Origin of the sequence: Paenibacillus brevis, assembly GCF_018919145.1 — a bacterium.
Classification (GTDB): Bacteria; Bacillota; Bacilli; order Paenibacillales; family Paenibacillaceae; genus Fontibacillus; species Fontibacillus brevis.
Genome location: NZ_JAHLQJ010000006.1, coordinates 130,701 through 152,114, shown reverse-complemented (window position 1 = coordinate 152,114; position 21,414 = coordinate 130,701). Strand labels below are relative to the sequence as shown.

The following is a 21,414-nucleotide window of genomic DNA, read 5'->3' as shown; positions in this document are numbered from 1 at the left end:
ACGTGAGCACCGCAAGGCCCTGGCTAGTTCAAGATTCGATGCCGAATAGTCCTCTTAGAGTCTGCTTCGTGATCAAAGTTCCTTGTTAAGGTACCTCTCAATAAAGACTTAATTATCGGCTTTTCAGCACCGAGAAGGTTGAATAAAGCCTGGGTCTGAGGAGCGGAGCGTAGGCAAAACCTACGTGAGCAACGGAAGACCCAGGCTGAGTTCAAGATTCGACGCCGAATATGCTACTTGAGTTTACTTCGTGATCAAAAGTCGATAATTAAGTTACCTCTACCCTTTTTGGACTTCTTCTAGGCGGACTACGCGAGTATGCTGCGTATGACTCCACTGCTTGTTGTTCTGCGTGAAGAACGCATAGAACGTGATCGGCCACCAAGACAGCAAATAGATCGGGAACAGCACCAGATAAGCATACACTTTCTTGTATGTTACCTTTTCCAATGCCATCGCCGCCAGGAAAATGAACACATTCGCTGCAATGGCTACAAAGGAAATCCATAATGGGAAGTTCGAGTACAACGTATCAAAATTCGGTCCGCCAAAGATCGTTTGATCTACCCAGATCAAGGCGGTGAGCAGGAATGTCAGCAGTACGATATAGACGTTAACGCCATACAGCGCCATGTCCAGCTTGATCAGGCTGCGCTCTTTCAGGCTTCTCCACAGCAGCGGGAAGAAATATCTTCGAGCTACCGTGAAATGTCCCTGCATCCACCGCAGACGTTGACGTGCAGAAGCCTTAAAGGTGAGCGGCTTCTCGTCAAACAGCTTCGCATCATAATTAAACACGGGATAGATGCCGCGCTTCACGCAGCGCATGGTGAACTCCAAGTCCTCAACAAGACTGGTAGCCCCCCAGCCAATTTCCTTAAGAAGCTCGGTTTCAAAACACATCCCTGTACCGCCTAGAAAGTTGGCCATCCCCAGATTATGCCGGGAAAGCTGCCAGAGACGATTGCAGTACCAGTAAGAGATCCCGTACGACGCAGTGATCCAGGAATCCTCCGGATTCTTCGTATCAATGTAGCCTTGAATGACCCGGGCGCCGGAACAAAGATCATTGTTCATTTCGCGCAGAAAGTCTGGATGCGCCAGATTGTCAGCGTCAAACATAACAACTGCGTCATATTGGCGCGGCATCTTCCAGAGTTGCTTCAGCATCCACTCAATTGCATAGCCCTTCCCCCGCAGATTCGGGTTAACGCGTACACAGGCATTCATCCCGTGGCTTCTAACAATTTCAGCAGTTGAATCTGTACAGTTATCGCATATCACAAACACATCGTACAGTTCTTTCGGATAGTTCAAATTCTTTAGGTTTTCCATTAAAGCACCGACAACCTGTTCCTCATTATGCGCCGCTACGAGCACAGCGAAAGATTTGGAAGGATCGTGGACCACTTTTTTCTTTTTCCTGTACATGCCGAACAGTGACAAAGCGAACTGATACACTCCGACTACAGCGAGCAGCACCTGCAATACAATAATGATCGTGTTAAACATGTTTTCTGTACCCCCTTTAAACTCCTACAAATTCTTGTTTTTTGTCTCTCTTTGCCTTACGGAGTTTCTTGTTGACCCTTTTTTTCTCTGTACATTTTTTTCATGACCCTGAACCTTGTTCGTTGCTTAGCAGCCTGGGGAAAGCAGCGTTCAGCACTGAAAATAAAATATTTCTCTTTCAACGCTTTAACGATTTTCCATGACTTTTCACTATTTGTCAAACCGGTGTAAAAGCTTGCTTGCCCTTAAAATAAGCAGAAGTCAGCGCATTTACCTCCAAGCAGGGGCATCCATCATGTTCGCTGCGATTCTTTCCTATTTTCATCAGTTTTAGCTCTTTTTATTTCTTTAGTCCCCCCTTCGTTCGAAAAAAAATCAGCGTTTTGTAAATGTTTATTACGCTCTCTATTTACTACAAACGAAGATTGGGGTAAAAATGTTTACACAACACATCAATTTCCTTTAAACTTGTTTGATAATATTTGAATCAGGACAGCAAGAACTTCAAAGGATTGATTCACAAGAAATCAAAAAAAGGGTATATTAACTCAAGCAGAATTAAAAATTATGATACCTTTTTGATAAAAATGTCTTTTATAATCAACCCATATTGCCATCGCTGCGTTGAAATGAGGCTTCAGCGGCAGTCAAGGCCGTACGTGCGGCACACCAAACGCGGAGGGATATTCCCATGACTAGATTGTTTCAAAAACTTATCGAGCTTGATCAACGGCTATTCGTTGGAATCAACGGCAGGCTGCACCGCAGCTTCCTTAATTTCTGGCTATATCATCTGACCCACTTGGGAGGAGCTTGGTTCACGATACTATCAACTCTGGCCATTTGGTACTTCGCCCCTTCGCCGGTGTGGAGCAGAACGGGATTGCAGGCTTTTGCCGCGCTTGCAGCCAGCCATATTCCTGTTGCTTTGGCGAAGAAAATCTATCCCCGGGTTCGTCCTTACCTGACGCTTCCGGGAACGAATACATTCCGTAATCCGCTGACAGATCACTCCTTTCCGTCAGGGCATACGACAGCCATTTTTTCTATTACTGTTCCTTTTATTTCCACCCAACCTTTACTCGCACTCATTCTGGCACCAATCGCTGTGATCGTTGGAATATCGCGGATTTACCTCGGTCTGCACTATCCTTCAGACGTGCTTGCAGGAGGCATAATCGGCTCTGCTGTCGCACTTAGCACGGTTGCATTATGGCCTTAAAGGGGATATTGTAGGGGTAGGAAAACCTTGCAGGAAAAGGTGAAACTAAGTGCAAAAACAAAGAGTCTTGCTTCTATCCGAAGGGTTTGGAGCCGGGCACACGCAGGCGGCGTATGCGCTATCAAGCAGTTTACGCAGAGTTTCGCCACAGGTGCAGACGAAAGTCATGGAGCTGGGAAGCTTCTTGAACCCCCGGATGGCACCGATTATTATTACCGCCTATAAAAAAACGGTCTCTACGCAACCACGGTTAATACGAATGATGTATAGAAGCAATTATAAAAAATCACTGAACCGGTTGACGACGCTTGCTCTTCATCGAATGTTTTACACAGATACAATACAAATCATCAAGCAGCTCCATCCGGAAGTCATTGTATGCACGCATCCGATTCCAAGTGCAATTATCTCCCGGATCAAGCGGCTTGATCTGCTTGATGTGCCGCTAGCTACGGTGATCACCGATTACGATGCTCATGGAACCTGGATTAGCCCTGAGGTGAACAGCTACTTAGTCTCTACCGAGCAAGTGAGACAGAAGCTGCTCGAGCGCGGGGTTGAAGACCACAAAATCAGAATTACAGGTATTCCCGTTCATCCGAACTTCTGGGAACGTCATCAGAAAAGTGATATTCTTGAGCAGTTTCGCTTGAAGGAGATGCCTACTGTACTGGTTATGGGCGGGGGCTGGGGATTCATGAAGGACGAGGCGGTTAATGCCCACCTAGCTTCCTTTCGAGAACAAATTCAGATTATTTTCTGCTTTGGCAGCAATACGAAATCATTGGAAAAGATGAGGAAGGATCCGCGCTTTATCCATCCGCACATTCATTTACTCGGGTTCACCCGTGAAATTGATAAGCTGATGGAGGTGTCCGACCTGCTGGTAACCAAGCCCGGCGGCATGACCTGCTCCGAGGGATTGGCTAAAGCCATTCCAATGCTGTTCCACAAGCCGCTTCCAGGCCAGGAGGAAGAAAACTCACAGTACTTTACATCTCAAGGCTGGGGCACACCGATCAGTTCGCTGGATGATATCACAGCCTGGATTCATAGACTGATGAATCATTACGATGAAGTCGTCCGTGAACGCGCGGAGATGCTTGACCGGATCGCCAGCTATTATCCGATGCAGAGCGCTCAAGCTATCATCGAACTTATCGAGCGTCATCCTTTCTTAACAGAGAAGAATAACTAAATCAACAGGGGCCATCCGAAAGCAGATCATTCAATCTGCTCTTGGATGGCCCCTGTATGGTTGATGGCTAATTTTAGAACTCTTCCATTTTTGTCCGATGATAGTCCTCGAGCGCCGCTTCCCCTATCTTCACTTCACAACGATAGATCGGCATTCCCTGCTTGGAGAACTTGCTCTCATACTCCGTCATAACATGCTGTTCATTGATGCCGTCCTTATGGAGATTCAGAGATATATTGCTCATCTGAAGTCCCTTAGCCGCAAAAGCATTCAGCGAGAACTCAAACAATTCGCGGGAGTCGGTCTTAAAGTGAATCTCCCCTTGTTGATTCAGCAGCGAACAATATTTGTCCAAAAAGCGCGGATGCGTAAGGCGTCTCCGGGCATGCTTCTTCTTCGGCCATGGGTCGCTAAAATTAAGATAGATCCTCGAAACCTCTCCGGGGGCAAAAAACTCCTCTATCGATTCAATATTTCCTAAGGCCAGTCTCACATTTGCAGGCTCTCCTTCCGGAGTCCCGCTCCAGATCGAACGCACCTTCTCGCTTGCGCGCCGAATGAGCTCATCGTACATATCCATGCCTACAAAATTACACGCAGGATGCTTGATGCTCATGCCGCTGACAAATTGTCCTTTGCCCATGCCCAGCTCAATATAGAGCGGCCGGTCATCACCAAACACCTGCGCCCATTTTCCCTTATATGCCCGGGGATCAAGAACAACGATATCCTGTTGCTGCTCCAGCTCCTCACGGATTCCTTTTCTGCCGCGTAAACGCATCTTATTCCTCCACCTTCAAGTAGTTACTGAAACATTGTGCCGAAGTTCGGCCCAATTGTAAAGAGTATTTCCGTATAAAGAAATGCTTCCAAAGGAAAGCATGCTCGTGAGCATCCGCTCGGACTTCGGGGGTGAACGCAAGATTCGATGTTGAATCAACTTCTTGAAACTCTTCGTGATCAAAAGATGACTTTGTGAATAACCTCTAAAAAGTGAAGAAGGAATCCGGTGCCGCCGGGGAGACGGGCTGGGATTCCTTCTTCGATTTATTGGAATTGGGGTCCAAACAAATTTTAGGTATTTTAAAAATAGCATAATATGTCATTAGCCGCAAGAAATGCTCCTGCCCATAGTTCCACTTTTTATTGTTTTTTTGGTACAATGAATCCATGGAATACGCATAACGCAAGGCTTTTTAGGTTTTCAAACTGAAAAACCCTTAAATGTGACAACTATATTACATCCATCATGGACTAAGGAGAAACGATGAGTACATTACAACCTTCCGCCCCTTTATTGTGGAGCGATAAACGGTTTCATACCTGGAACACCGAAATGCGGGAACAATTTGGCGATAAAGTATTTAAAGTCATGCTCGATGCCGGATTCACCTGTCCCAATCGGGACGGTTCCATCGCTAAAGGAGGCTGCACATTTTGCAGCGCCCGCGGCTCCGGCGATTTTGCAGGAAGCCGCCGGGACGACCTGGTAACGCAGTTCAACACGATTCGGGACCGCCAGCATTTGAAGTGGCCCCATGCCAAATACATTGGATATTTCCAGGCCTATACCAACACCTATGCTCCGGTGGAGGAATTACGGGAATACTATGAAGCCATCCTGGAGCAGCCGGGTGTTGTAGGCTTATCCATAGCAACCCGTCCGGATTGTCTGCCGGATGATGTTGTTGAATACCTGGCCGAGTTGAACGAGCGTACTTATCTGTGGGTAGAAATGGGATTGCAGACCATTCACGAGTCAACGTCCACCCTGATTAACCGTGCGCATGATACCCAGTGCTATCTGGATGCCGTAGAGAAGCTGCGCAAGCATAACATTCGCGTCTGTACTCATATCATTTACGGACTGCCTCAGGAGAGTCATGAAATGATGCTGGAGACCGGCCGGGCCGTTGCCAATATGGATGTACAGGGAATCAAGATCCATCTGCTCCATCTGATGCGCAAGACCCCGATGGTCAAGCAATATGAAGCAGGCTTGCTTCGTTTCCTGGAGCAGGACGAATATGTGAAATTGATTGTCGATACCCTTGAGTTCCTTCCTCCGGAAATGATTGTGCATCGGTTGACGGGCGACGCTCCAAGAGATCTTCTGATCGGCCCGATGTGGAGCCTTAAGAAGTGGGAAGTGCTCAATGCCATTGATGATGAACTGAAGCGGCGTGATACCTGGCAAGGGAAATACTGGAGGGGCTAAGCATGGGTTTTCAATCCGTTCTCAGTTTTGCGCATAAACTGGTGAGTGAGCGCCTGCAGCCGGGAGAATCCGCTGTGGATGCCACGGCCGGCACAGGAGCCGATACCCTATTCCTGGCCGGAATATGCGGGGCACGCGGCCATGTGTACGCCTTCGATATTCAGCCGCAGGCCCTTCAGCTTACCCAGACCAGACTAGATAAAGAAACTACGCTTCGACTCTCGCCTGTTACCTTGCTGTTAAAGAGCCATGCCGATATGGGGGCTGCGCTTCCCCTTGAGACGCATGGCAAGGTAGGTGCCGTTATGTTCAATTTAGGCTATTTGCCGGCCTCTGGAGCCGATCAAGCCGTGATCACGAGCCCTCACAGTACCATTCCTGCCCTTGATCAGGCTCTGGAGCTGCTGAGGCCTAGAGGAGTCCTCACTGCCGTTCTCTATCCGGGGCATTCCGGAGGCCGGGAGGAAGCGGAAAAAGTAGAAGGATGGGCGGCGGCTCTATCGCAAGGCAGAGGGCAGGCATTGATGTATCGTCAGCTGCAAAAGCCGGATTCACCTTACTTAATCGCCGTTGAAAAAAAGTAAGACTCAATTATTAACCCGATCTGGAGGGAGTGTGGAGCATGCGGGAAGAAACCTTTACCTTCGCCAACGATACCGGGCATGATGTATTTGTCTATCGCTGGCTGCCTGCGGACTCTGGACGTATCCGAGGCATTATCCAAATTGCGCATGGGATGAGCGAGACAGCGGCCAGATATCAACGTTTCGCACTTGCCCTGACTGAAGCCGGCTTTGTCGTCTATGCGAATGATCATCGGGGTCATGGAAAAACAGCCGGAACGCCGGAGGAGCTGGGGTGGCCGGGGGAAGACGGATTTAACGGCATGGCCCGGGATATGATCTCGTTAGGCAAACTGATCTCTGCACGCTACCCTGGTTTGCCCCTGTTCCTCCTCGGACACAGCATGGGCTCCTTCCTATCTCAGAAAGTCATGTATGAAGCACCTGAGGCTTATCACGGCTTTCTCCTGTCCGGAACGAACGGCCCCCGCGGTCTGCTGTCCTTTGGACAACAGCTTGCAGCACTTCAATGCAAGCTCCAAGGTTCTCAGCATCCAAGTCTATTGATGAACGCTATTACTTTCGGAAGCTTCAATAAGCGTTTCTTGCCGATGAGAACTCCATTTGACTGGTTATCCCGGGACGAGGCGGAAGTGGATAAATACATCGATGACCCGATGTGCGGCTTCATCTGCAGCGCGGGCTTCTTCAGCAGCATGTTCTCCCTTCTTCGGGAGATTCATAAGAATAGCAAGCTCTCCCTTATTCCTAAAGATAAGCCAGTATACATATTTGGCGGAGGCAGTGATCCTGTTGGACTCTATGGCGCAGGTCCCAAGCGGCTTGCAGAAATGTACGTCCGGAAGGGCATCCGGGATGTGCAGCTCAAGCTGTACGCCGAAGGGCGCCATGAAATGCTGAACGAAATCAACCGTGACGAGGTTACACAGGACTGTATTGATTGGATCAACAAGCATCTGTTATGATCAGCGGATCAATACCTGCATTACAAAACGGCGACACCCGGTCTATCCCCGGTGTCGCCGTTTTTCTGTATAAATTGAACTATACAAACTTTAATTTAGTTCATATAGGATCATTATTTATTCCGAAGCCTCGGAATCCTCCGTCTTCTGCGGCCGGTCAAGCCAGCTGCGGATCATGGAAAGAAGCTGGGCGCTGTTCACAGGCTTCGTGATATAGTCGGAAGCTCCGGCCTCCAGACAAGCCTCTCGGTCCCCTGCCATCGCCTTCGCCGTCAATGCGATAATCGGCAAATCACGGAATTTCGGATTGCTCCGAATAGCCCGCGTTGTCTCATATCCATCCATAATCGGCATCATAATATCCATCAGAACAATCTCGATCTGCGGATGGCTCTCAAGTATTTGTATAGCCTCCTGACCATTCTCGGCAGAAGTGACCTGCATATTGTGGCGCTCCAGAATGGTGGTCAGCGCAAAAATGTTCCGGATATCATCATCTACAACCAGTACCTGCTTCGACTGAATCATCTCATCGGATTCATGAAGTTTCACTAGCTTCTCCCGGGATTCATCGGGGAGATTCTCATATACGCTATGCAGGAAGAGGCTCACTTCATCCATCATCTGCATTTGATTCTTCACTTCCTTGATGACCGAGATACGTATCAATTCCTCCAGCCGGGTCTCCTGCTCAGCCGTCCACTTCCGATTACGATATAGAATAATCGGAACCGATTTGTTATGCATATGCTTATGGATCTCATGGATCAGGTCCAGAGCATCCATATCCTTCAGATCGTTATCCAGCAGGATCGTATCGAAACGGGTGCTTCGAATTTGTCTTAGCGCCTTGCGGCCTGTATCTGCCAAGACAATCTCCACATCGTTATGCCCGAGGAACTGAACGCTCTCTTGAAGCTGTTCTCCTTGACTCATTACGATAAGCAGACGATGTACATTTTTCCGCGAAAATTCCTTAAGCTGATCCAGCTTGCTCTCCAGTTCCTCACTGTTCACCGGTTTGGAGATGTAATCGTACACTCCCTTCTGCCGCAATGGAATCTCTTCCTCTTCCACCGTAATGACACAGATCGGAATATGGCGCACGCTCAGATCATTCTTCAGTTGCTCAATAACCAGCCGCCCGTCAATATCCTTTAGCCGGAGGTCAAGAGTAATGGCATGAGGGCGGTATTTCTGCGCCAGTTCCAACGCACCGGTTCCCCGTGGAGTTACTACAGCCTTAATTCCTTTTCGATGTAATATATCCATCAAAATCTCACAGAATTTCAAATCATCTTCAATAACCAAAAACACAAGATCGCCATCCTCAATATGATCCCTGTCATCTATGATCACCCGCTCCTCCTTGGAGCTCGAGCTGCGCTTTGGCTCACGCGGTGTCACATCAATGACCTCGGGAACATATTTAGAAGAGCCGTCATCTGCTGCTTCCTCAGCGGCTGCCGGCTCACGGCCAGGCACATCACTGTATAGAGGCAGATATAGATTAAATACGCTGCCCTTATCCACCACGCTGTACAGCGTAATCTCTCCGCCTAGCAGCGCGGCAATTTCACGGGAGATCGCAAGGCCAAGCCCTGTGCCGCCATATTGGCGGCTGGTGCTGCCGTCAACTTGCTGGAACGCCTCAAAAATAATGGCCTGCTTGTCCACTGGAATACCGATCCCTGTATCACTGACCGAGAAGCAAATAACCTCCTTGGCCCGATTCAGCTTCTCGCTGCCTGCTCCCCAGCCGCTTGCTGCTTTGCTGATTTTCAGGAGGATCTGTCCGGCTTCGGTAAATTTGAAAGCATTCGAGAGCAGATTCTTCAGAACCTGCTGCAGCCGCTTCGGATCTGTAACCATTTTCTCAGGCAGCTCAGCTCCTACCTCGATCTCGAAGCTCAGCTTCTTGTCTTCCACCATAGGGAGGAAGCTTCGCTCCAGGCTGTCCTTCATCTCGCTCAGCTTCAACTCGCTGTAATCCGCTGTGACTGTACCGGACTCAATCTTGGATAAATCCAAAATATCATTAATCAGCTCCAAAAGCTCGATTCCCGCATCCTGAATCGTTCTTGCAAATTTGACCTGCTCATCGGTCAGATTGTGGTCAGAGTTCTCCGACAATTGCTCTGCCAGCAGGAGCAGCGAATTAAGCGGCGTGCGCAGTTCGTGAGACATGTTAGCTAAAAATTCGGACTTATATCGTGACGTAAGCGCCAACTGCTCAGCCTTTTCTTCCAAAATCCGTCTTGCAATTTCAACCTCGTTGTTCTTACTTTCCACTTCCGCCTTCTGCAGGACAAGAAGCTTCGCCTTATCCTCCAGCTCCTCGTTCGTCTCCTTCAATTCCAATTGCTGATTCTGAAGCTCTTCCGTCAATGATTGAGACTGCTTCAGCAATTCCTCCGTGCGGCGGTTAGCCTGAAGTGTATTCATGACGATACCGATCGATTCCGTTAATTGATCCAGGAAGGCCAGATCGATTGGAGTAAACGCCCGGAAGGAAGCCAGCTCCATAACCGCAAGCACCTGATCTTCAAACAGAATCGGAAGCAACACAATATTCAATGGAGAGGCCTCGCCGAGTCCGGACGAGATCATGACATAATCTTCGGGCACATTAGCAAGCAGAATACGCTGCTTCTCGATGAGACATTGTCCGATCAAGCCTTCGCCGGCCCGGAACTGATTCGAGAGATGCTTCCGGTGCTGATAAGCATAGCTGGCGAATAGCGCCAATGTCGGTTCCCCGCCGACCGGCTCATTAATATAAATGACGCCATGCTGCATGGATACCAGAGAAGCAAGCTCAGACAGAATCATGCGGCAGACCGCATTCAAATCCCTCTGTCCTTGGAGCAACCTGGAGAACTTCGCCAGATTGGTCTTCAGCCAATCCTGTTCCGTATTGATGCGCGTTGTCTCTTTCAGATTTCGAATCATCTCATTCACATTATCTTTAAGAACCGCAACCTCACCAGCAGCCGCTACATCAATGCTTCGGGACAGGTCGCCCTTCGTTACGGCTGTTGCGACGGTCGTAATCGCCCGAACCTGTGAGGTCAGCGTGCTCGCCATATAATTAACGTTATCCGTCAGATCTCGCCAGGTTCCCGCAGCACCAGGTACATTAGCCTGACCGCCGAGCTTCCCTTCCGCACCTACCTCGCGGGCAACGGTAGTAACCTGGTCAGCAAAGGTCGCCAGCGTATCGGTCATATTGTTGATCGTGTCGGTCAATGCCGCGATCTCGCCCTTGGCCTCTACATTCAGCTTCTGCTTCAGATTACCATTCGCTACCGCCGTGACGACCTTGGCGATGCCCCGCACCTGATCCGTCAAGTTGGCCGCCATAAGATTTACATTGTCGGTGAGGTCCTTCCAGATCCCGCCGACCCCTCTTACTTGAGCCTGTCCGCCCAGCTTACCGTCTGTACCGACCTCGCGGGATACCCGGGTCACCTCCGAAGCAAAGGAATTCAACTGATCCACCATCGTGTTGATCGTATTTTTCAGCTCCAGCAGTTCCCCCTTAACATCGACGGTGATCTGCTTGGACAAGTCTCCATTAGCCACCGCCGTCGTCACACCCGCAATGTTCCGCATCTGGATCGTCAGGTTGCTGGTCATCGTATTTACGGTATCGGTAAGGTCCTTCCAGGTTCCCGATACATCCTTAACATCCGCTTGCGCACCGAGCTTCCCTTCGGTTCCGACTTCACGCGCCACACGCGTCACTTCGGAGGCAAAGAGACTGAGCTGATCCACCATCGTGTTCATCGTGTTCTTCAGCTCCAGAATTTCCCCCTTGGCATCGACGGTGATCTTCTTGGACAGATCCCCTCTGGCAACAGCTGTCGTAACCTCGGCGATTCCCCGCACCTGGTCGGTCAAATTCCGGGCCATGTTATTTACGCCCTCTGTCAGATCCCGCCAGGTGCCGCCAACACCTTTAACCTCGGCCTGTCCGCCCAGCTTGCCCTCGGTACCCACCTCTAGCGCCACACGCGTTACTTCGGAGGCGAAGGTCGACAATTGATCCACCATTGTATTGATCGTATTTTTCAGCTCCAGAATCTCGCCCTGAACATCCGCCGTAATCTTCTTGGACAAATCCCCATTGGCGACAGCCGTTGTAACTACGGCGATATTTCGTACCTGATTGGTCAGATTCGAAGCCATGTAATTAACGCTTTCGGTCAAATCCCGCCAGGTACCCGCAACCCCCCGTACTTGAGCCTGTCCGCCCAGCATGCCCAAGGTACCTACCTCTCGGGCAACCCGGGTAACCTCAGAGGCAAAGGTCGACAATTGATCGACCATGATATTGATCGTGTTTTTTAATTCCAGAATTTCGCCCTTGGCATTTACGGTAATATGCTTGGACAGATCGCCCTTGGCGACCGCCGTCGTTACCTCGGCAATATTCCGGACCTGATTCGTCAGGTTAGAAGCCATGTAATTTACCGTTTCGGTCAAATCCCGCCAGGTACCCGCAACCCCGGTAACCTCGGCCTGTCCGCCCAAAATCCCTTCGGTTCCGACCTCCCGGGCCATCCGGGTAACTTCGGAGGCAAAGGTCGACAATTGATCCACCATCGTATTGATCGTAATTTTCAATTCCAGAATTTCGCCCTGGACATTGGCCGTGATCTTCTTGGAGAGATCCCCGTTTGCGACCGCCGTCGTAACCACGGCGATATTCCGAACCTGATCCGTCAGATTGGAGGCCATGTCATTTACGCTCTCCGTCAGATCTCGCCAGGTGCCGGAGACCCCTTTAACCTCAGCCTGTCCGCCAAGCTTGCCCTCGGTTCCGACTTCCCGAGCAACCCGCGTTACCTCGGAGGCAAACATCGACAGCTGATCGACCATCGTATTGATAGTATCCTTCAGCTCCAGGATTTCACCCTTGGCATCTACCTTAATTTGTTTGCTCAAGTCCCCGTTCGCCACAGCTGTGGTTACCGCCGCGATGTTACGAACCTGATTCGTCAAATTAGCCGCCATATTGTTAACACTGTCCGTGAGCACCTTCCAGGTACCGGAGACGCCTTTAACATCAGCTTGTCCGCCAAGCTTGCCTTCGGTTCCGACCTCATGGGCGACCCGCGTTACCTCGGAGGCAAAGGTGCTGAGTTGATTCACCATGATGTTAATATTGTTCGCTATCCGCAGATATTCTCCCGTCAGCGGCCTGCCTTCTACTTCAACATCAACCTTTTGAGTCAAGTCCCCTTGTGCTACCGCATTAATGACGCGCGCAACCTCTGCTGTCGGCTGAACCAGATCGCTGACCAGCCGGTTAAGAGCTTCAATGACATGCTCCCAGGAGCCGCCGGTATTCTTGTGATTGAATCTTCTGGAGAGCTTGCCTTCCTTGCCCACAATTTCCGACACGGTTGCGATTTCACTCACCAGGCTCTCCTGCATGTCCATGATCTCGTTGAACGTATCTGATACCTTTCCGGCAATACCGGTCTTATCATACGGCATTCGAAACGAAAAATCGCCCTTTTTCAGGGCCATCAGCGCATTCAGAAGTTCTCCTTCATCGACGCGCTCTGTCGATGCTCCAGGCTTCTTTGACTCTTCCGCCATCCTGATCCTCTCCCGATCTCATCCATTTATGTAGTTCACTCATGCTTGGAATATGCTGAAGAGTTTACAATTTCTGTGACTCCATGTGCATATACTCCCACGTAATCATTAGCCAAAATTTTAGACATTGAATCATGACGATTCTGGATTTATTTCTCGGGAATTACAAAAGAAAATAATAACGGCCGCCCGGAAATACGGACGGCCGTTTTTCATACTGTATTACAGGTAGAATGCTCTGGAAATGATGACAAGGAGAATGAACAATACCAGAATGGCTCCAGTGGAAGTCCATGCTCCTGGATATCCGCCGCCACCGCAACCAGCGCCTACTCCTCCTACAACTCCGCCCATCTAAAATTCCTCCTTCAATTTAAGGTATACCCTATAGTATTCCCTGAAGGCCCTCTTGATTGGGCATTTTCCATACTTGGGCCAATGTCGGTATAAAAGACATCAGGCCTCTCATCCTTGCCCTGCTGGAGATACAGCACCAGCATCAGCACAGGTACATTTTGCCCAGCCGTCTTTTCCTCCTGCGGCTCGAGCTGTAGTGGATGAAAAGAAAGCTCCTCGATAACAGCGCACTTTTGCAATTCCCGCTCATCCAGCTTCAACGCTGCAAAATGGCTGGACACTTCCTCCGGGTGTTGCTCCAGCCATTTGAAATAACTGGACCGAACCTCCTTGGATGTCCGGTCGTCCCACCAGATTTTGCGGGGCTTATATTTGTGGCCCAGATAATAATCCAGCTTCATCAAGCCCAGCACAATCTCCGGCTGTCTCATTCCGCGGCGATTCAAAAAGGCATACAGTCTGGTAAACAGATCCTCCAATTGATGGCCGATCCGCTGCCAGCCCTGCTCCTCCCAATAATCCCCGAACTGCTGAAAGAAATCGAACGGTGTCTCGAATTCCTCTGTAATCAAGTATTCCAGTGTATGGTCCATCCGGTGAGCGTTCCAGTACTTCTCCAGCACATCCTCCAATCGCTTGAGAGAGATAATGTCCCCGAACGACATGACATGGTTGCTGAGAATCTCATATGGAGCATGCTCCATGTATACATAGTCATACTTAGCTGCCTCTTTACGAAGCCCCGTTCCCCGAAGCATCTTCAGGAAGCCAAGCTGCAGCTCCTCCGGACGCATCGCAAACACATCATTGAAGGTTTTGCGGAAGGTGGCATAGTCCTCCTCCGGTAATCCCGCGATCAAATCCAAATGCTGGTCAATCTTCCCGCTCTCTTTGATTTTCATCACCGTACGGGTCAGCTTGGAGAAATTCTGTCTGCGTTTCACCAAGGCATTTGTAGGATCATTCGTGGATTGAACGCCTATCTCAAAGCGGAAAATCCCTGGCGGCGCATGCTCAGCCAAATAGTCAAGCACTTCCGGACGCATAATATCCGCCGTAATTTCAAATTGGAATACGCAGCCCCCATGATTTTGGATCAGGAATTCAAACATTTCCATCGCGTAGCTGCGGTTGATATTAAAGGTCCGATCCAGAAATTTGATCGTTTTAGCCCCATGTCCGATAAGATACAGGATATCCGATTTGACCCGTTCAATATCGTAATATCGCACCCCAACCTCGATACTGGACAGACAGAACTGGCAGCTGAACGGACAGCCCCTGCTTGTCTCAAAATAGATGATCCGCTTGCCCAGGTCCGGCAAATCCTCCGGAAAACGATGCGGTGAAGGCAGCGTATTGAGATCGGATTTGGAACGCGGCGGGTTGAGGACGACGCGCCCTTCCTTCCGATAGGCCGCACCAAATACAAAATGATATTTCTTCGTACCGGAAATTTCCTGCAGCAAATGATGAAAGGTCTCCTCACCATCGCCCATGACAATAAAGTCGACGCTCGGAATCCGGCTCAGCCAATCCTCAGCATCATAGGATACCTCCGGTCCGCCGAGCACGATAAGCGTGTCCGGCAGCACCTTTTTCAGCATTTCTGTCACTTTGATCGTCTCTTCCATGTTCCATATATAGCAGGAGAACCCGATAACATCCGGCGATTTCCGGTATAAATCCGATACGATATTAAGCACGGGATCCTTAATCGTATACTCGGCCAGATCGATATCGAACTCATGCCCGCTGTATGCCTTCAATAATCGAATGGCAAGCGAGGTATGAATATATTTGGCATTTAAGGTGGACAAGATGACTTTCATAGTTCACGACCTATTCCATATTTTGAAAAAACTCCAGAAATAGCTTTCCATATTTCCGGTATTTCACTTCGCCGACGCCTTTAATCCTCAGCATTTCCGATTCAGTCGCCGGGCAGACGGCTGACATCTCCCGAAGGGTAGCATCGTTGAAGATAATGTACGAAGGAACATGCTCCCTCTCCGCAAGCTCACGCCGGATCAGACGAAGCTGCTCGAATACAGTCTCATTGACGGCTGAATTCTCGTCAATATAGGAATTGCTTCTGCGACGGGAGGATCCGCCTGCAGCTGCGTTTTGACCGCGTGTCGTCTCCTCCAGGGCCCGCAGCATAACTTGCCGCTGTCCCTTCAGGACCTCACCCGCCGGCTGCTGCAAGCGGACAATCGGATATTGCCCCTCCGACAAGGCGAGGTAGCCTTCGGCAATTAACGCATTGATCAGTTCGGCGATTTCCCGCTCACTGCGACGGGGCATCATTCCGTAGGTTGGCAATGTATCAAATCCATATTGCAGCACCTTCTTGTTCCGGGAACCCTTGAGCACAGAGGCGACCAGGGATACGCCGAATCTTTCTCTCATTCTATGAATGCAGGAGAAGACGATCTGAGCATCTCTAGTCATGTCGACAAGCTCCCGCTCATCTCTGCAAGAGCTGCAAATTCCGCAAGGCGTGCGGTCATGACTCTCTCCAAAATAATCCAGCATCCCCCAGCGCAAACAATTCGGGGAATAACAATACTCCACCATCTGCTGCAGCTTGCGGTAATCGTTATGCTTGCGTTCACCCTCCTGCGGATTCTGCTCGATCAGAAATTTCTGCGTCATAATATCCTGCGGGCTGAACAGCAGAATACATTCGCTCGGCTCACCGTCCCGGCCTGCACGACCGGCTTCCTGTACATAGGCCTCCATATTTTTCGGCATGTTGTAGTGAATCACATATCGAACATTGGACTTATCGATCCCCATTCCGAAGGCATTCGTAGCGACCATAACCCGAATATCATCATATAGAAAAGCCTCCTGGCTGCTGTCCCGCTCCTGATCGGACAAGCCTGCATGGTAACGGCCAGCCGGAATGCCGGATTGCCGCAGCCGCTCATAAAGATCATCCACATCCTTGCGCGTCGCCGCATAGATAATCCCAGGCTGATGGGCATGTGTCGCCGCATAATTCAGGATGTAATCGCGTTTATCCTCTCCTCGAAGCACCGACATGGCGAGATTATCACGGCCAAGTCCTGTGATGAACACCGAGGGCTGACGCAACTGAAGCAGTGCAACCATATCCTCCTGCACCTCCGGCGTAGCCGTAGCCGTAAAGGCGGCAAGTATAGGACGGCTAGGCAGGCTGTTCACAAATGGAGCCACCGCCAGATAGCTTGTCCGGAAATCATGTCCCCATTGGGATACGCAGTGTGCTTCGTCCACCGCAACGCATGCGATGCGGACGGATGCCATTTCCTCCCTGAACCAGTCCAGCTCCAGCCGCTCGGGCGCAACATAAAGCAGCTTAAGCGCTCCCTGCCTCGCGGCACGGATCCGCTCGTTCACCTCTTTGCCTGAAAGGGTGCTGTTGATGTAGGCAGCCGAAATTCCCGCGGTCGTCAGAGCATCTACCTGGTCCTTCATTAAAGAGATGAGCGGAGAAATGACCAATGTCAACCCTTCATAGATCAAGGCAGGGATCTGGTAGCAGATCGATTTTCCGCCTCCGGTAGGCATAATGCCCAGTGTATCTGTACCCTGAAGCATGCTGGATACGATCCTGCGCTGTCCTTCACGGAAATCGGGATACCCGTAATATTTTTGCAGCAATTGCTGCGCTTGTTCCATCGTTATAGTCTGTGTATTCACGTTTCTCATAGCTCCTTGCCATATGTTCAGGAATCCTAAATACATAAAGTTCCATTGAATAACCAATTCTATATCATTATATAACTTTATCCAGAGAAGAGGGAGAATGGATATGCCGACGTGGAGCAAAAAGTATAGAACCCTTAAAGAAGACGCAAGCATGAAGCGCCCTTTTCAAGCATCCCCGGAATATGGTGAGGCTACCGGCAATCTGGAAGAGACCATAGAAAGGATTGAAGAGATCATCGGTGTCGATGGGGATCTGGTCGTCCGCAGGCTGATGATTGATCAGCGCTTTCCGGCCGCGCTTCTGTTCTTGTCCTCTATTACGGATCAGTCCCGCATTCAGGAGGATGTGCTGAAGCCTTTGATGCTCTGGAAGTATCAGGACGAGGAGCCTCCTAAAGATGGGGAAGACTCCGATTTGTTGGATCGGCTGTGGAAGGAGAGCATCTATGTGAGCCAAGGCAAACGAAGCTCGGATATCTCCGAGATGCTTCAGCTTCTTGCCTTTGGCAATGTGCTGCTTATCGCCGATCAGATTCGTGATGGGCTGGCTTTCAACCTGCGGCAAATCGAGCGAAGGGGAATCGAGCAGCCGCAGACCGAGCAAGTGATAAGGGGCGCCCGGGAGGGCTTTATCGAGCAACTGGAGACGAATTTGTCGCTGATCAGGTACCGTCTCCAAACTCCGGATCTTAAGATTGAGACAGCCCAAATAGGGGAGCGCACGAAGACCCCGGTCGCCGTATGTTTTGTAGAAGGAATATGCGATCCCGAGATTATTAAAGACGTTACGAAACGCCTGGCCAGAATCGATTTCGACGGCATCATCGATCCCGGATATATTGAACAGTTTATTGAAGACCACCCGCTTTCGCCGTTCCCCCAGATCCAGAATACGGAACGGCCCGATAAGACGGTCTCAGCCCTTCTGGCCGGAAGAGTGGTCATCCTTACGGAAGGGTCATCCTTTGCGCTCATTGTCCCAGCGACGTTTGATCAATTCTTTCAGACGATTGACGATTACTCGGAACGTTTTTTTATCGGGACGCTAATCCGGCAAATCCGGATCATCGCCCTGCTCTTTTCTCTGTTTTTTCCGGCGCTTTACGTTGCGGTCATCTCCTTCAATCCCGAGCTTCTGCCGACGGCATTTGCCGTTGCGATCTCCGGCGGGCGGGCCGGCGTTCCCTTTCCCGCCGTACTGGAGGTGCTTCTGATGGAAGTAGCTATGGAGATCCTTCGCGAGGCTACGATCCGCCTGCCGCAAATGATCGGCGGCGCCCTTTCAATCGTGGGTGTCCTGGTCGTCGGGCAGGCGGCGGTATCTGCCGGCCTGGCCAGTCCGATTACCGTCGTGATCGTGGCGCTGACAACGATCGGATCTTTTGCTACGCCTGCTTATGATATGGCGATTGCACTCCGTATGCTGCGCTTTCCGCTCATTATATTGGCCGGCCTGTTCGGTCTGTTCGGCATTATTCTCGGGACCATTGTCATCATCAATCATTTGCTTGCCCTGGAATCGTTCGGTATCCCTTACATGTCTTCCTGGCTGTACGGTTCCCGCGAGAAACTGACCGATACCTTGTTCCGTGCCCCGATCTGGTCGATGAAGCGCCGCCCCGATCATCTCCATCCTGTAGATTCCACCCGCCTGCCTGACGGAACAGCCTCGACTTATTTTGACCGCATTTTTTCAATAGAGGAGGATTCAGATGAGACGGAAGCCCACGCTTTCGATGTTTCAGATCGTCATCGTCATCGCTAGCACTTCCTTCGGGGTTGCCGTACTCAGCTTTCCCAGGTTTATGGCAGAAAGCGCCGATACCGGCGCTCCGCTGCTGACCATCAGCGGGATCATCGGCCCGATTCTGATGCTCATTCCCCTAACCTTGCTTGGCCGGCGTTTTGGGAGCTCTATTTTTGATTACGGCGAGAAATTGTGCGGGAAATGGCTGGCACGGCTATTTAACAGCCTGCTTTTCATATATTTTACGCTGTCTATCTCTTTGGGATTCCGTCAGTTCGGAGACGTCCTGACCGCCGTCGTCTTTCGAAAAACGCCGATCGAAATTTGCATCGTGTTGATCCTGCTCATTACGGCGGTAGCCTGCCGGCGAAATGAGCTTAAATTCAGCTATATTCATTTATTCTACTTTCCGTTTTCCTTCCTTCCATTTCTGTTGATCATTTTCATTTTGCTGCCCAGAATATCCACGCTTAATCTCCAGCCGGTCTTGGGAATGAATGCCGAACATTGGGGAGGGGGCATGATCAAAGCAACCGCGCCGTATTTGACCACATTCATCATCACGATCTTGATACCGATTATGAGCAAGCCGAGCAAGGCGATGAAATCCGGACTGTACGGGGTCATGCTCAGTTGCTTCATTTATTTGGTCATGGTCATTGCCGTACTCGGGGTGTATGGGACGGAAGAGACGAAGAAGCTGCTCTATCCGACGCTGGAGCTATCCCGCTCCCTCTCCCTGGGCGGAGGCGTGCTTGAACGGTTTGACGTCATTTTTATCGTGATCTGGTTCCTTGCTGTGTTCACCACGCAATACAGTAATTATTACTTGGCCACTTATGCCTTGGGCAAAATCATTTCTGTATCCGATTTGCGGCTTACCTCTTCATTTCTGCTGCCTTACCTGCTCATCATTGCCATGCTTCCGAGCCATGTTCTGGTCACCCGAATCTTGATGAACAGACTGGAATTCATCGGCATTATACTTTTGGTCGGCTATCCGCTGCTGTTGCTGGCAATCAGTCTCATAGGCAAGAAAGGAGCCGCCGCTCATGAATGATTCCTTATTCAACGCTAATCGCTGGCGGCGTATGGCACGTTTTCTGCTCGCTCTTTTCGCATGTGCCAATACGCTATTGATCACCGGCTGCTGGGACAGCCTGGAGATCGAAAACAGGGCGCTCATTCTTGGCTTGGCCATTGACGAGCCGTCTCCCGAAGAATCCGGCACGGAGGAAGAAATCACTTACGAGCGCCACAACAAGCCGAAAAAAGACCAATACTTGATCACGGCCCAGGTTGCCGTTCCTGGGCGAGTTCCGTTAGGTCCCAGCAATTCCGGCAGCAGTGACGTAACTAAAAATTCGATTTGGGTCGTGAAGGTCGCGGGTATCAGTCTGGACGATGCGCTCAACAATTTGCAGCAGCAAATTGCCGATCCCAAATATCTGATTCATCTTCGGGTTATAGTCATCAGCGAGGCTATCGCTAAGCGCGGACTTTCCGATCTTAACGATTATCTGAGGCGCAACGCTGAAGTACGGCGCAGAACCTGGATGCTGGTCTCTGAGGGGAAGGCGGCGGACGTTATGAGCATCGCTCCTCCGCTGGAACGGATACCGACGCTCTATCTACTGAATTTGGCGGAAAGAGCGGTCTCTTACGGAAAATTTCCGCTCGATTATCTCGGAATATTCTGGAGCACTGACAGCAAATGGGGCGAGAACGGCTATCTCCCTTACATCACAATCAAAGGAGATAATAATGTGATGATTAAGGGCATAGCGTACTTTAGCAATGGGGTGATGGCAGGCAAGACGAATCCCATCGGAATCGGCGCTTTTATGGCTGCCAAGGGTCTGAGCATTGGAGGCTATTCTGTCATGACCGAAGTTCCGGGCATAGGTCACGTCATGGTTCAGACGAGGGAGCGGTCAAGCCACATCATTACCCGAATCGAGAACGACAAGCCGGCGGCAAAATTCGAGATTCGGCTGGAAGGCTCTATTACAGAGCATCTCGAGGAGCATATCGATATCCATTCTCCCCGGCAAATCACGTTAATCCAAGACAACTTCAACCGGCTAGCCAAGGGCATTGTCCTCGAACTTATTCGGGATACACAAAAGCACCATTCCGATATTTTCGGGATTGGAGAAATTGTAAGAGTACGTCATCCATCCTATTGGCAAGAACAGGTGCACAGCAAACAGGATTGGGAAAATATCTATTCCGATATCCCCATCGAGATAGATCTGGAAATGCGCATTCGGCAAAACGGCTTGAAAAACTAGGAGGCGGC

Annotated in this window: 14 protein-coding genes; 8 read left to right on the top strand and 6 right to left on the bottom strand. The window is 50.2% G+C overall.

Going from position 1 to position 21,414, the window contains the following annotated elements:
* Nucleotides 1-279: 279 nt before the first annotated feature.
* The gene (locus tag KQJ23_RS08720; RefSeq protein ID WP_216478458.1) at nt 280-1,512 is read right to left on the bottom strand and encodes a glycosyltransferase family 2 protein; all 1,233 of its coding nucleotides are present in this window, start codon (nt 1,510-1,512) and stop codon (nt 280-282) included.
* 691 nt (nt 1,513-2,203) lie between these two features.
* On the opposite strand from KQJ23_RS08720, the gene KQJ23_RS08715 reads away from it, so the two are divergent.
* A complete protein-coding gene (locus tag KQJ23_RS08715; RefSeq protein WP_216478457.1) occupies nt 2,204-2,734 on the top strand; it encodes a phosphatase PAP2 family protein in 531 nt (176 codons plus the stop codon).
* A gap of 49 nt (nt 2,735-2,783) precedes the next feature.
* On the top strand, nt 2,784-3,932 hold the full coding sequence (locus tag KQJ23_RS08710; protein WP_216478456.1) for an MGDG synthase family glycosyltransferase: 1,149 nt from the start codon (nt 2,784-2,786) through the stop codon (nt 3,930-3,932).
* Nucleotides 3,933-4,005: 73 nt separating this feature from the next.
* On the opposite strand, the gene trmB is transcribed toward KQJ23_RS08710, so the two are convergent.
* Nucleotides 4,006-4,713, bottom strand: a complete 708-nt coding sequence (gene trmB / locus KQJ23_RS08705; RefSeq protein WP_216478455.1) for a tRNA (guanosine(46)-N7)-methyltransferase TrmB — start codon at nt 4,711-4,713, stop codon at nt 4,006-4,008.
* Nucleotides 4,714-5,199: 486 nt separating this feature from the next.
* Here trmB and mnmL point away from each other — a divergent pair, with 486 nt between their 5' ends.
* Genes mnmL through KQJ23_RS08690 form a run of 3 tightly spaced genes read left to right on the top strand, consistent with a single transcriptional unit; the run spans nt 5,200 to nt 7,699 of the window.
* A complete protein-coding gene (mnmL, locus tag KQJ23_RS08700; protein WP_216478454.1) occupies nt 5,200-6,150 on the top strand; it encodes a tRNA modification radical SAM protein MnmL/YtqA in 951 nt (316 codons plus the stop codon).
* Nucleotides 6,151-6,152: 2 nt separating this feature from the next.
* Complete coding sequence (gene mnmM / locus KQJ23_RS08695; protein WP_216478453.1) at nt 6,153-6,734, top strand: tRNA 5-(aminomethyl)-2-thiouridylate-methyltransferase MnmM; 582 nt, start codon at nt 6,153-6,155, stop codon at nt 6,732-6,734.
* 38 nt (nt 6,735-6,772) lie between these two features.
* Nucleotides 6,773-7,699 (top strand): alpha/beta hydrolase, encoded by a 927-nt coding sequence (locus KQJ23_RS08690; RefSeq protein WP_216478452.1) that lies wholly within the window; start codon nt 6,773-6,775, stop codon nt 7,697-7,699.
* 117 nt (nt 7,700-7,816) lie between these two features.
* Here KQJ23_RS08690 and KQJ23_RS08685 read toward each other — a convergent pair whose 3' ends face one another.
* The 4 genes from KQJ23_RS08685 to recQ form a co-directional block, all read right to left on the bottom strand.
* Nucleotides 7,817-13,309 carry a HAMP domain-containing protein gene (locus KQJ23_RS08685; RefSeq protein WP_216478451.1) on the bottom strand — a complete coding sequence of 1,831 codons (5,493 nt, stop codon included), beginning with the start codon at nt 13,307-13,309 and terminating at the stop codon, nt 7,817-7,819.
* Between the two features lie 222 nt (nt 13,310-13,531).
* A complete protein-coding gene (locus KQJ23_RS23935; RefSeq protein ID WP_283571162.1) occupies nt 13,532-13,663 on the bottom strand; it encodes a hypothetical protein in 132 nt (43 codons plus the stop codon).
* A 14-nt stretch (nt 13,664-13,677) separates the two neighbouring features.
* Nucleotides 13,678-15,498 carry a B12-binding domain-containing radical SAM protein gene (locus tag KQJ23_RS08680; protein WP_216478450.1) on the bottom strand — a complete coding sequence of 607 codons (1,821 nt, stop codon included), beginning with the start codon at nt 15,496-15,498 and terminating at the stop codon, nt 13,678-13,680.
* 10 nt (nt 15,499-15,508) lie between these two features.
* Nucleotides 15,509-17,335, bottom strand: a complete 1,827-nt coding sequence (gene recQ, locus KQJ23_RS08675; protein ID WP_430522290.1) for a DNA helicase RecQ — start codon at nt 17,333-17,335, stop codon at nt 15,509-15,511.
* Between the two features lie 133 nt (nt 17,336-17,468).
* Between recQ and KQJ23_RS08670 the strand changes: the two genes are divergently transcribed.
* The 3 genes from KQJ23_RS08670 to KQJ23_RS08660 are packed head-to-tail and all read left to right on the top strand — an operon-like array spanning nt 17,469 to nt 21,406.
* Nucleotides 17,469-19,130, top strand: coding sequence for a spore germination protein (locus tag KQJ23_RS08670; RefSeq protein ID WP_216478448.1), 1,662 nt, complete (start codon nt 17,469-17,471; stop codon nt 19,128-19,130).
* A complete protein-coding gene (locus tag KQJ23_RS08665) occupies nt 19,078-20,172 on the top strand; it encodes a GerAB/ArcD/ProY family transporter (RefSeq protein ID WP_216478447.1) in 1,095 nt (364 codons plus the stop codon). The genes KQJ23_RS08670 and KQJ23_RS08665 overlap by 53 nt, the downstream gene beginning before the upstream one ends.
* The gene (locus KQJ23_RS08660) at nt 20,165-21,406 is read left to right on the top strand and encodes a Ger(x)C family spore germination protein (protein ID WP_216478446.1); all 1,242 of its coding nucleotides are present in this window, start codon (nt 20,165-20,167) and stop codon (nt 21,404-21,406) included. Before KQJ23_RS08665 ends, KQJ23_RS08660 begins: the two co-directional genes overlap by 8 nt.
* Nucleotides 21,407-21,414: the final 8 nt, after the last annotated feature.